Origin of the sequence: Pseudomonas sp. EGD-AK9 (assembly GCF_000465935.2) — a bacterium.
Taxonomy (GTDB): Bacteria; Pseudomonadota; Gammaproteobacteria; order Pseudomonadales; family Pseudomonadaceae; genus Aquipseudomonas.
This window is the reverse complement of the sequence record NZ_AVOF01000038.1, coordinates 1-11,909: the sequence shown is the minus strand read 5'-3', so window position 1 is coordinate 11,909 and position 11,909 is coordinate 1. Positions and strand designations below refer to the sequence as shown.

Below are 11,909 nucleotides of genomic sequence, written 5' to 3'. Positions count from 1 at the left end.
AGCGACAGCGGCGCCGTGATCTCCGCCGTTGCCGGTGCCGGCGCCTCGCGCCCTTGCATCAGCCAGGCCGCAGCGACGCCGACCAGCACCACGGCCAGCGCCAGCAGATGCTTCTTCGGCAAGGCGAAGCCGGCACTCGCCCCCCGCCCGGCGGCGCGCTGCGCCAGCATCTGCTCCACCAGCAGCTCGCGCGCCTCCTGGTTGATCGCCCCCGGCCAGCCCTGGGAACGCAGATGAATCTCCTCGATCTGCTCCTCGTTCAGCACCTCGATACCCTGCCCAGCACCGTCGAGGCGCTGCGCCAGATAATCGCGCGTCTCCTCCTCGTTGTAGGGCTGCAGTTCGATAGCGTGGTAGCACTCCTCGCCGCCAGCCAGGGCCTCGAGCCGCCCCAGCAGCTCGGGCTCGGCGAACAGGAACACATGCGGGCGCCCCTCGCCATTCCCCGCCGCCAGCGCCAGCACGGTCTTCAGCGCAGCATCGTCGAGCTGATCGGCATCGTCGATCAGCAGATAGACCTCCTGGCCGGTCAGCGCCAACTGCGCGACCTGCGCCAGGATCGAGCGCAGGTCGGCCTGGGCCACGGACAACCCCTGGGCGACCTGGCGCAGCAGAGCGTCGCTGCCGCCCACACCCTGGGCCAGCACGACGCTCTGCACCGCCTGTTTGTTGGTACTGGCGACCAGCGCCTGGCGCAGCAGGGTCTTGCCACTGCCTTTCGGGCCGACTACCGCCAGCAGCAGCTGGCTATAGCGCGCCAGATGGTGCAACTGGCCCAGCACCGGCTTGCGCTGCGCCGGAAAAAACTTGAAGCCGGGCACCCGCGGCGCGAAGGGGTCGTGACTGAACTGGTAATGCGCCAGGAAAGCTTCGTCAGCATGCAGACTGGTCATGGATCACTCTTCAAGAGTTGAACGACTGAGCCAACGCGGCGTAGTCGCTGCGCAGCGTGGCGTCGAGAATTTCACGCGGGTAGTCGGCGGTGACCACGGCCTCGCCCAGGCGCTTGAGCAGCACCAGGCGCAACTGGCCATCGAGCACCTTCTTGTCCACCGCCATATGTTCGAGAAACTGCGCCGGGGTCATGTCCCGCGGCGGCACCACCGGCAAACCCGCCGCCTGCAGCAGACGGACGCCGCGATCGCGCTCGGCCACCGACAACCAGCCCAGGCGATGGGACATCTCCAGCGCCATCACGGTGCCCGCGGACACCGCCTCGCCGTGCAGCCACACGCCATAACCCTGCTCGGTCTCGATGGCATGACCGAAGGTATGGCCGAGGTTCAGCGTCGCCCGCACTCCGGACTCGCGCTCGTCGGCACCGACCACCCGCGCCTTGGCCGCACAGGAGCGCTCGATGGCATAGGTCAGCGCCGCCTGATCCAGACTGCGCAGCGCCGGCATATTGGCCTCGAGCCAGCCGAGGAAGGGCTCGTCGCAGATCAGTCCGTACTTGATCACCTCCGCCAGTCCGGCAGAGAGCTCACGTGCGGGCAAGGTGTTCAGGCTTGCCGTGTCGATCAGCACCGCCTTGGGCTGGTAGAAGGCGCCGACCATGTTCTTGCCCAGCGGGTGGTTGATCCCGGTCTTGCCGCCGACCGAGGAATCGACCTGCGACAGCAGGGTGGTCGGCACCTGAATGAAATCCACACCGCGCTGATAACAGGCCGCGGCAAAACCGGCCATGTCGCCGATCACCCCGCCGCCCAGAGCCACCACGGTGGTACGCCGGTCGTGGCGCGCCGTCAGCAGGCCGTCGAAGATCAGCTGCAGGGTCTCCCAGTTCTTGAACGCCTCGCCATCCGGCAACACCACCGAGGCCACATTGAACCCCGCCAAGGACTGCAGCAGGCCCTGCAGATAGAGCGGCGCGACGGTTTCGTTGGTCACCACCGCCACCTGCCGCCCGCCGATATGCCGTGCCAGCAGCTCGGGCTGGGACAGCAGATCACTGCCGATATAGATGGGATAGCTGCGCTCGCCGAGTTCAACGTGAAGAGTCTGCATGAGGCCCCCAGAATCAAAAGGGCTCTAGAATAGCGCAGTTCGCCCCGCGCTTTAACGGGGCAACAAGGCTTCCAGGCGCGCCAGGATTTCCTGCACCACCATGCGCGGTGGGCGCTCGTCCGTTTCGATGACGATATCGGCGACCTCCCGGTACAACGGATCGCGCACCGCCATCAAATCCCGCAGCACCTGGGCCGGGTTGGCCGTACGTAACAGGGGACGATTGCGATCGCGCGAAGTACGGTCGATCTGCTGCTCCACCGAGGTATGCAGGTACACCACCCGCCCCCCGGCATGCAGCGCCTGGCGATTCTCCGGACGCATCACCGCGCCACCTCCGGTGGCGAGCACCAGGCCGTCCTGCTGCGACAACTCGGCGATCACCGCCTGCTCCCGCTCACGAAAACCCTGCTCCCCCTCGACATCGAAGATCCAGGGAATATCGGCACCGGTGCGCTGCTCGATCTCCTTGTCGGAGTCCTTGAAGGGCAAACGCAGTTCTTTAGCAAGCAAACGCCCGATGGTGCTCTTTCCAGCTCCCATCGGGCCAACGAGGATTACATTCCGCACTTAGGTCATCGGTTCACGGCAATGGCTTGGTTGTTCATGATGCGCGGAGTGAGGAAAACCAGCAACTCGGCCTTGTTGTCGGCGACGATATCGCGGCGGAACAACCGCCCCAGATAAGGAAGGTCGCCGAGGAAAGGAACCTTCTCGACCGCCTTGGTCTGGGTATTGGAGAACACGCCACCGAGCACGATGGTCTCGCCATCGTTGACCAGCACCTTGGCATTGACCTCGTTCTTGTTGATCGGTGGCACGCCATTCAGGGCGCGAGCAAAGTCGGGCGCATCCTTGGTGACCTTGACCTCCATGATGATGCGGTTGTCCGGGGTGATCTGCGGCGTCACCTCCAGCGACAGAGCAGCCTCCTTGAAGGATGTGCTAGTGGCGCCGCTGGAGCTCGCCTCCTGGTAGGGAACCTCCTGCCCCTTCAGAATCTTGGCCGTTTCCTTGTCCGAGGTCACGACCTTTGGCTGGGAGACAATCTCACCATTACCGGTTTTTTCCATGGCCGAGAGCTGCAGGTCCAAAGTCACATTGTCCGTCAGGAAGCCGATGCCGATACCCGAGGTACTGCCGACCACACCCATGTCGACGAAGGGCACAGGCGAAACACCGTCCTCCAGCGTGAAGTCACCCACCGTATCGGTTCCTGGCAGGAATGCCTGCCCATCGTCGAACGAGGTAGCGCCATCCTTGCCGTAAACGCTCCAGTTCCCACGAGTATGCGCTCCGCCCCAACGCACACCCAAGGCCTTGTCGTAGTCCACGTTGGCCTCGACGATGCGCGCCTCGATCATCACCTGACGCACAGGGATATCGAGCTGGGCGACGATACGGCGCAATTCGTCCAGACGTTCCTGAGTCTGGTAGGCAATGATGCTGTTGGTACGGTCGTCGACGGTAATCGAGCCGCGGGTATCGGCCGCCCCCTCAGCCCCGGTCACCGACTGGAACAGCTTGGCCATGTCGGAGGCTTTGGCGTAGTTGACTTGAATCAGCTCGCGACGCAGCGGTGCCAGTTCGGCGATCTGCTTCTGAGCCTCGAGCTCCTGGCGCTCGCGCGCCGCGATCTCGTCGGCCGGAGCGACCAGCAGCACGTTGCCCACCTTGCGCTTGTCCAAGCCCTTGGTCTTGAGCACCAGATCCAGCGCCTGGTCCCAGGGCACGTTCTGCAGACGCAGGGTGATATTGCCGGTGACCGTATCGCTGGCCACCAGGTTCAGGTCGGTGAAATCGGCGATCAGCTGCAGCACCGAACGCACGTCGATGTCCTGGAAGTTAAGCGACAGCTTCTCGCCGCTGTAGGCAAAACGCTCGGCCTTGCGGCGCTCGGCGTCATCCTGGGTCAGCGGCTTGATGCTGATGGTTAGCTTGTTGTCGGTCTGATAGGCAAGATAGTCATACAGCCCCGTCGGCTCGATGAGGATACTGGTCTTGTCGGAACTGCCAGTGGCGCTGACGAACTGCACTGGCGTTGCGAAATCCTTCACATCCAGGCGCACGCGCAAAGACTCCGGTAGTTGAGTCTTGGCGAAATCCAAGCGGATCTTCCCACTCTGCTCCTGAATATCGGGGCTCACCGAAGCATCGGAAAGCGTAATCACCACATTACCCTCACCCTGCTCGCCACGCTGGAAATCGATATTACTTATCGATTTTGCTTGTGGCCCATATGCCTTGGGCGAGGTAACAGGGACAGCCTGTGCAACAGGAGGCGTCGAGACCGTAGCGCCAGAGGAGCCTTCGCCAACCAGCACGAAGAGGTTGTTACCATCCACGCGAGTACTGTAAGGCGCCAACGAAGTAAGATTAACAATGAGACGCGTGCGATCCTTAGCCTCGACAATGGTCACACTGCGAGCATTACCAACACCAAGCTCCTTATTCTTCGCACCAAGCTTGTTGGCCACCCCCGGCAAATCCAATGCAATTCGTGCTGGCTGCTCGATGGTATAGCCACGCGGCGCCACGACAGGTTCGTCGAACGACAGTTTGAGTTCAACGCGGTCGCCTGGAAGGCTGGCCACATCCAGCGCCTGCAGGTTAGCCGCCAGCGTGGCGGATGAAAGCATGGTCGCCAGCAAGGCAACGCTTATACGCGACAAGGAGCCGTTCATATTCATATTCCGTTGGGCAGACAGATTATTTATTTTCATACTCGCTTCGCTCCCTTAAGAGCGCTCCTTTAAGGAAAGGCTACGTGGCCGCTCCAACCAACCGCCCTCGCCATCCGGAACGATTTCCATCACATCCACCTTGGACTCATCGATCGCGAGAATTTTTCCGTGATTACGCCCGAGGTAGTCGCCTACTTTTACTCGGTGCACGCCACCAGCACCGCTAACCAGAGCATAGAAACCCGTCGCATTTTCGAGTGTCCCGACCATCACGAAAGTTTCTATGTTAAAGCCCTCGAGAAATTGCTTGGCGCGCGCCTCATCAGGCTTAATTTCCTGAGTTCCCTTTTGACGGCTAACCACATCCACCCTGACAGGGGGCTGAAAGGGGCTTCGCAATGAGGCGGCACGATAAGTGAAGCTTTCATAGGGTTGAAACTTGGGCAACGGCTCAATCGCACCCTTGGGGCGCGCGCGCACCTCATCCATATAAGCGCGCAGATCGGCAAAGTCGCCACCCGAACCACAACCAACCAGTACAGACAAAGCCAAGACCAGAGCTAAACGAGAAAGGCGCATCACTGTACCCCCTTGTCATTGTAACGATAGGTCTTGGCCAGTATCCGCATACTCAACCTGCTGGAACTTTCCTTACTTTCCGGAAGCAATTCGAAGTCATGCAACGTCACGATACGCGGCAAGCTGGCCACGCCGCTGACGAAGGTCGCGAGATCGTGATAGCCGCCGACCACCTTGATCTCGATGGGCAGTTCTATATAGAACTGCTGCGCCACTTCCGGCAGCAACTTGATCTCGGAAAACTCCAGACCGCTCCCCAGCCCGGTGCGCGTGATATCTTCCAGCAAACCAGGCACTTCGGTATCACTTGGCAACTGCCTCAGCAGCGCGCCAAACGAGACTTCCATTTCTTTCATCTGTTCCTTGTAAGCCTCCAGGTTTGCGGCCTGGAAAGCCTTGCTGGAAAACTGCTCTTTCAGCGTAACCTCTTCACGCTCCTGCCTCTCCAACAGCTCTCGCAGCTCTTTCAAATGGAGGTTGTAACCCAGTGCCAGTACAACAGCCAGCAGCAAAAAACCCGCAATGAATTTAACCGCTGCCGGCCATGACCCAACGTTGTTAAAGTCAAGGTCATTGAAATCAATATTGCGCAGACCTTCGAGCGACTCGCGCACACTCATTTCCCAGCCTCCGTTTCTTCCAGCTGCGGCTGGGTTTGCTGAACAGTCAGCTGAAACACGTTGGCCTGATCCACGGCCCCTGCAGTAACAGCCTTGACCTCGGTCAAGTTAGGCGCTTGCAACCAATCGGAACCATCCAGGTTGCGCATCAGATTGGAAACGCGATTGTTCGACTCCGCCGCACCGACAATGGCGATGCTCTTACCGCTCATCTTGACGCTGGTGAAATACACGCCATCGGGCAGGGTTCTCACCAACTGATCGAACACCCGCGCCGTGATCGGGCGATTGCCCTGTAGATCCTGAATGATCTTCATCCGCTCCAGCAGCTGCTGACGGCGGGTCTTCAGCTCGCTGATTTCCTTGATCCGCGCGTCCAGAACGGCGATTTCCTTCTTGATGAAGTTGTTGCGCGCATTCTGCTGTTCGATGGCGGCGTTGAGCAGTTGATCGCCAAGGAAAACCACGCCGGCGGCCACGACGAGCACCCCCACCAGGGTCACCAGGAAACGCTGCTTGCGCTCTTCGCGCAGCTGTTCGCGCCAGGGAAGTAAGTTGATCCGTGCCATCAGTCGAAACTCCTCATCGCCAGACCACAGGCAATCATCAGTGCCGGCGCGTCACTGGCCAGTGCGCCAGCATTGACCTTGCTACTCAGCGCCATGTCGGCGAAGGGATTGGCCACGAGAGTTTGCGTGCCGATCTTCTGCTGGATCAGGCGGTCGAGGTCGGGGATGGAGGCGGTACCGCCCGCCAGGAGGATGTAGTCGACATCGTTGAACTGGCCGGCGGCGAAGAAGAACTGCAGGGAGCGCGACACCTGCTGGACCACGGCCTCCTTGAACGGCTGCAGCACCTCGCTTTCGTAGTCGTCGGGCAGACCGCCCTGCTTCTTCGCCAGACCGGCCTCTTCGACCGACAGGCCGTAGCGGCGCTGCACTTCCTCGGTCAGCTGCTTGCCGCCGAACAGTTGCTCGCGGGTATAGATGGTGCGCCCATTGTGCAGCACGCTGAGGGTGGTCATGGTGGCGCCGATATCGACCACGGCCACCGTCAGCTCGTCATGGCCGCCACCCAGCTGGGCTTCGAGCAGGCCGTAGGCGCGCTCGAGCGCGTAGGCCTCGACATCCACCACCTTAGCGGTCAGACCGGCAAGCGCCAGGGCGGCTTCGCGCACTTCGACGTTCTCCTTGCGACAGGCCGCCAGCAGCACCTCGACCCGTTCCGGGTTGCGCGCGGCAGGGCCCTGCACTTCGAAATCGATGGCGACTTCTTCGAGCGGATAGGGAATGTACTGGTCGGCCTCGATCTTCAGCTGGTTTTCCAGCTCGTCGTCGGAAAGCCCGGCCTCCATCTCGATGGTCTTGGTGATGACCGCCGAACCGGCAACCGCCACGGCGGCCGTCTTGACCCCGGTCTTGGCCTTGGCCAGCACCCGCGACAAGGCCTGACCGACCCCCTCCAGCTCGGCGATGTTCTTCTCCACCACAGCGTTTGGAGGGAGCGGCTCGACTGCGTAAGCCTCTACCTTGTAGCGGCTTCCCGAGCGACTCAATTCGAGGAGCTTGACCGAGGTCGAGCTGATATCGATCCCCAGCAGCGTATTCGCTTTCTTATTGAAGAGCCCTAGCACGACCGTTTTCCTATTGGCATCCGCGACTTACGGACTATTTATGTTTTTCCACATTAAATATCAGTCTTGACAGAAGCGCAAATGGCTACCCGGGAAAAAAAACGCTTATAATGTGATCAGCTTTTCCCTTTTAGCCTCAGCTCCTGCTTAACTCATTCTTTTACTTGGAATTCCGAACATTTTGATACGCCTGCTGAAGTTCTTCTGGTGGTCTTGCGTTGCCGTTTTCTGTGGGCTGTTGCTCAGTTTCAGCGGCGCGTTTCTTTATCTTAGTCCGACCCTTCCCTCCGTCGAGTCGCTGCGCCAGGTGCAGCTGCAGATCCCCCTGCGCGTCTACAGCAGCGATGCCAAGCTGATCGCCGAGTTCGGCGAGATGCGCCGCTCGCCGATTCGTTTCGACGAAATTCCCAAGGAATTCATCAGCGCCCTGCTGGCCGCCGAGGACGATAATTTCGCCAATCATTATGGCGTCGACGTGACCAGCCTGATGCGCGCTGCCACGCAATTATTGAAAAGCGGGCAGATCCAGACTGGCGGCAGCACCATCACCATGCAGGTGGCGAAGAACTTCTTCCTCACCAGCGAGCGCAGCTTCTCGCGCAAGATCACCGAGATCCTCCTGGCCCTGCAGATCGAGCGCGAGCTGAGCAAGGACGAGATCCTCGAGCTCTACGTCAACAAGATCTATCTGGGCAATCGCGCCTACGGCATCGAGGCGGCGGCGCACGTCTACTACGGCAAGTCGATGCGCGAGCTGAACCTGGCGCAGATGGCCATGATCGCCGGCCTGCCCAAGGCGCCTTCGCGCTACAACCCACTGGTCAATCCAACCCGCGCCAAGGAGCGTCGCGACTGGATTCTCGGCCGCCTCTACCGCCTCGGCCGTATCGACCAGGCCACTTACGAGACCGCCCTGGCCGAAGAGGTCGATGCCCGTTACCACGTCCCCGCCCCCGAACTCAGCGCCCCCTACATCGCCGAGATGGCCCGCGCGGAGATGGTCGGCCGCTACGGCAGCGAGGCCTACACCGAGGGTTTCAACGTCACCACCACGGTGCCCAGCCAGCTGCAGGAAGTGGCCAACAGCGCGCTGCGCGAAGGCCTGATCGACTACGACCAGCGCCACGGCTATCGCGGCCCGGAAAGCCGCCTGCCGGGCATGACCCGCGAGACCTGGCTCGCCGAGCTGGGCAAGTTCCGCAGCATCGGCGGCCTGGAGCCGGCCGTGGTGACCCAGGTGGAGAAGAGCGGCATCCTCGTGCTGACCCGCGGCGGCGAGGAGCAGGCGGTGTCCTGGGACAGCATGAAATGGGCGCGCCCCTTCCTCAGCACCAACAGCCTCGGCCCGCGCCCGCAGCAGCCGGCGGACGTCGCCCAGGTCGGTGACATCGTGCGCGTGCAGCGCCAGGCTGACGGCAGCCTGCGCTTCCTGCAGATTCCGGCGGCGCAGAGCGCGCTGGTGTCGCTCGACCCCTACAGCGGCGCCATCCAGGCCCTGGTCGGCGGCTTCTCCTTCGACCAGAGCAACTACAACCGCGCCGTGCAGGCCAAGCGTCAGCCCGGCTCCAGCTTCAAGCCCTTCATCTACAGCGCGGCGCTGGACAGCGGCTACACCGCCGCCACTCTGGTCAACGACGCGCCGATCATCCTTTCCGACGACTACCTGTCGCAGAAATGGCGGCCGAAGAACGACAACAACACCTTCCTCGGCCCGATCCGTCTGCGCGAGGCGCTGTACAAGTCACGCAACCTGGTTTCCATCCGCCTGCTGCAGGACATGGGCATCGATCGCAGCCTGCGCTACATCGAGCGCTTCGGCTTCGAGCCGCAGGATCTGCCGCGCAACCTGTCGCTGGCCCTCGGCACCGCCAGCCTGACCCCGCTGGAAATCGCCGAAGGCTGGGCCACCTTCGCCAACGGCGGCTACAAGATCGAGCCTTACCTGATCGAGCGCATCGATGACCGCAACGGCAAGCCGCTGTTCCACGCCAATCCGGCGCGAGTGCCGAGCAACGCGCCGGCCACGGACAGCGCCACGCTGACGGTGAACGCCACGGCCGAGCTGCCGCTGGAGGAACCCAAGGTCGCCGAGCAGATCATCGATGAACGCACCGCCTACATCATGACCAGCATGCTGCAGGACGTGATCAAGCGCGGCACCGGCCGCCGCGCCCTGGCCCTGGGGCGCGACGACCTGGCAGGCAAGACCGGCACCACCAACGAATCCAAGGACAGCTGGTTCTCCGGCTACAACGCCGACTACGTGACCACCGTCTGGGCCGGTTTCGACCAGCCGGAAAGCCTCGGCCGCCACGAATACGGCGGCACCGTGGCGCTGCCGATCTGGATGAGCTACATGGGCGCCGTGCTCAAGGATCGCCCCAGCCACCGACCCAAGGAACCCAAGGGCCTGCTCACCCTGCGCGTCGACCCGCTCAGCGGCCGCGCCGCGGCGCCCGGTACGCCGGATGCCTACTTCGAGCTGTTCAAGAGCGAGGATTCGCCGCCGCCGATGAGCGAGTTCGAGCCCGGCATGGGCGTTCCCGGCAGCCCGCTGCCGGCCGACGAAATGGCGCCGATCGATCTGTTCTAGAACAGCCCCAGGCTAGACCGACGAAGCCTGATCCGACGAGCACTCCCGGATCACCCTTCGGCCAAGGCGAGGCCTTTCTGCAGGCAATAAAAAACCCGCCGAAGCGGGTTTTTTATTGCCTGGCCTTAGCCGTTGAACACTTCGTCCACCGAGTTCAGCGGGTAGTGCTTCGGATAGGGCAGCGTGGCCACGCCGGACTCGATGGCGGCCTTGGCCACGGCATCGCAGACCACGGTGATCAGGCGGCGGTCCATCGGCTTGGGAATGATGTACTCGCGGCCGAACTCCAGCTTGATACCGCCATAGGCGTCGCACACGTCCTGCGGCACCGGCAGCTTGGCCAGGTCGCGCAGGGCCAGGGCGGCGGCGATCTTCATTTCCTCGTTGATGCGGGTGGCGCGTACGTCCAGGGCACCGCGGAAGATGAAGGGGAAGCCCAGCACGTTGTTGACCTGGTTCGGGTAGTCGGAACGACCGGTGGCCATGATCACGTCGTTGCGGGTCTCGTGCGCCAGCTCCGGCTTGATTTCCGGATCCGGGTTGGAGCAGGCGAAGACGATCGGGTTGGCCGCCATGCGCTTGAGGTCTTCCGGGCTCAGCAGGTTGGCGCCGGACAGGCCGACGAACACGTCGGCGCCATCGAGGGCATCGGCCAGGGTGCGCTTGTCGGTCTCGGTGGCGAACACCGCCTTGTACTGGTTGAGGTCGTCGCGACCGGCGTGGATCACGCCCTTGCGGTCGAGCATATAGATGTTCTCGACCTTGGCGCCCATGCTCACCAGCAGCTTCATGCAGGAGATGGCGGCGGCGCCGGCGCCGAGGCAGACGATCTTCGCCTGCTCCAGGGTCTTGCCGGCGATTTCCAGGGCGTTGAGCATGCCGGCGGCGGTGACGATGGCGGTGCCGTGCTGGTCGTCGTGGAACACCGGAATGTCGCACTGTTCGATCAGCGCGCGCTCGATCTCGAAGCACTCGGGGGCCTTGATATCTTCCAAGTTGATGCCGCCGAAGGTGATGGAGATGCGTTTCACGGTGTCGATGAAGGCCTGCGGGCTCTCGGAGTCGACTTCGATGTCGAACACGTCGATGCCGGCGAAACGCTTGAACAGCACGCCTTTGCCTTCCATCACCGGCTTGGAGGCCAGCGGGCCGAGGTTACCCAGACCGAGGATCGCGGTGCCGTCGGAAATCACTGCCACCAGGTTGCCTTTACCGGTGTAGCGGTAGGCCAGCTCGGCGTCGCGGGCGATTTCGCGGACCGGCTCGGCGACACCCGGGCTGTAGGCCAGCGACAGGTCGCGGGCGGTGGCGGTGGCTTTGGTCAACTCGACGCTCAGCTTACCCGGGCGGGGTTGAGCGTGATATTCGAGAGCGGCAGTTTTGAGATCTGACATAGTGGCATTTCCGCTTTTGTTGGCTGTTGAACGGGCAGGCGGCCGAGGATACGCAAGTTGTATACAGCTGCACAAGACCGTTCGGTCGCTATTGAATCGACCGGCTAGCGCAGGGTTTTCAGCCAGTCGCCGGGACGCGGCTCACCGCCGGGATAGAGCCCGTTGAGCAGGCGCAGCTGGGCTTCGCCGTCACCCGGCAGCGGGCTGTCCTTGGCCAGCGCCGCCAGGCTCTGCCCGGCCTTGGCGCGGGCCAGGCGCAGGCGCACCGGCTCGGCCAGCTTGCGTTCCTCGGCCTTGAGCGGGCGGTAGCTGCGGATCACCTCGAGGAAATGCTGGTCCTGGCTTTCCAGGGAGGCGCGCCCCTTCACCACACCGATGAACAGATAGGCCCGCTCGCCG

General features: G+C 62.4%; 10 protein-coding genes and 1 pseudogene. 1 reads left to right on the top strand and 10 read right to left on the bottom strand.

What is annotated here, in order from left to right:
- The 8 genes from N878_RS01955 to N878_RS01920 form a co-directional block, all read right to left on the bottom strand.
- The coding region (locus N878_RS01955; RefSeq protein WP_021441998.1) for an AAA family ATPase at nucleotides 1-893 on the bottom strand (893 nt) is incomplete at its 3' end.
- 10 nt (nucleotides 894-903) lie between these two features.
- A complete protein-coding gene (gene aroB, locus N878_RS01950; RefSeq protein ID WP_021441997.1) occupies nucleotides 904-2,007 on the bottom strand; it encodes a 3-dehydroquinate synthase in 1,104 nt (367 codons plus the stop codon).
- Nucleotides 2,008-2,058: 51 nt separating this feature from the next.
- Nucleotides 2,059-2,577 carry a shikimate kinase AroK gene (aroK, locus tag N878_RS01945; protein ID WP_031302592.1) on the bottom strand — a complete coding sequence of 173 codons (519 nt, stop codon included), beginning with the start codon at nucleotides 2,575-2,577 and terminating at the stop codon, nucleotides 2,059-2,061.
- A 5-nt stretch (nucleotides 2,578-2,582) separates the two neighbouring features.
- Entirely contained in the window at nucleotides 2,583-4,691 is a 2,109-nt protein-coding gene (gene pilQ / locus N878_RS01940) for a type IV pilus secretin PilQ (protein ID WP_031302591.1), read from the bottom strand.
- A 54-nt stretch (nucleotides 4,692-4,745) separates the two neighbouring features.
- Nucleotides 4,746-5,270, bottom strand: a complete 525-nt coding sequence (gene pilP / locus N878_RS26565) for a type 4a pilus biogenesis lipoprotein PilP (RefSeq protein ID WP_082457771.1) — start codon at nucleotides 5,268-5,270, stop codon at nucleotides 4,746-4,748.
- A complete protein-coding gene (pilO, locus tag N878_RS01930) occupies nucleotides 5,270-5,890 on the bottom strand; it encodes a type 4a pilus biogenesis protein PilO (protein ID WP_021441993.1) in 621 nt (206 codons plus the stop codon). The genes pilP and pilO overlap by 1 nt, the downstream gene beginning before the upstream one ends.
- Nucleotides 5,887-6,459 carry a type 4a pilus biogenesis protein PilN gene (gene pilN, locus N878_RS01925; RefSeq protein ID WP_021441992.1) on the bottom strand — a complete coding sequence of 191 codons (573 nt, stop codon included), beginning with the start codon at nucleotides 6,457-6,459 and terminating at the stop codon, nucleotides 5,887-5,889. The genes pilO and pilN overlap by 4 nt, the downstream gene beginning before the upstream one ends.
- Nucleotides 6,459-7,523, bottom strand: a complete 1,065-nt coding sequence (locus N878_RS01920; RefSeq protein ID WP_031302590.1) for a pilus assembly protein PilM — start codon at nucleotides 7,521-7,523, stop codon at nucleotides 6,459-6,461. The genes pilN and N878_RS01920 overlap by 1 nt, the downstream gene beginning before the upstream one ends.
- A gap of 181 nt (nucleotides 7,524-7,704) precedes the next feature.
- Between N878_RS01920 and N878_RS01915 the strand changes: the two genes are divergently transcribed.
- Nucleotides 7,705-10,116, top strand: a complete 2,412-nt coding sequence (locus N878_RS01915) for a penicillin-binding protein 1A (RefSeq protein WP_031302589.1) — start codon at nucleotides 7,705-7,707, stop codon at nucleotides 10,114-10,116.
- Nucleotides 10,117-10,241: 125 nt separating this feature from the next.
- Here N878_RS01915 and N878_RS01910 read toward each other — a convergent pair whose 3' ends face one another.
- Together N878_RS01910 and N878_RS01905 are read right to left on the bottom strand one after the other, a co-directional pair.
- Complete coding sequence (locus N878_RS01910; protein ID WP_031302588.1) at nucleotides 10,242-11,510, bottom strand: malic enzyme-like NAD(P)-binding protein; 1,269 nt, start codon at nucleotides 11,508-11,510, stop codon at nucleotides 10,242-10,244.
- Nucleotides 11,511-11,614: 104 nt separating this feature from the next.
- A pseudogene (locus N878_RS01905) lies at nucleotides 11,615-11,909 on the bottom strand (peptidase M48 Ste24p); the annotation flags it as partial.

Excerpts from the sequence above, each read along its gene's own strand:
- pilP (WP_082457771.1), bottom strand. The coding sequence starts at position 5,270 with ATGCGCCTTTCTCGTTTAGCTCTGGTCTTGGCTTTGTCTGTACTGGTT.
- aroB (WP_021441997.1), bottom strand. The coding sequence starts at position 2,007 with ATGCAGACTCTTCACGTTGAACTCGGCGAGCGCAGCTATCCCATCTAT.
- pilO (WP_021441993.1), bottom strand. The coding sequence starts at position 5,890 with ATGAGTGTGCGCGAGTCGCTCGAAGGTCTGCGCAATATTGATTTCAAT.
- pilQ (WP_031302591.1), bottom strand. The coding sequence starts at position 4,691 with ATGAACGGCTCCTTGTCGCGTATAAGCGTTGCCTTGCTGGCGACCATG.
- pilN (WP_021441992.1), bottom strand. The coding sequence starts at position 6,459 with ATGGCACGGATCAACTTACTTCCCTGGCGCGAACAGCTGCGCGAAGAG.
- N878_RS01910 (WP_031302588.1), bottom strand. The coding sequence starts at position 11,510 with ATGTCAGATCTCAAAACTGCCGCTCTCGAATATCACGCTCAACCCCGC.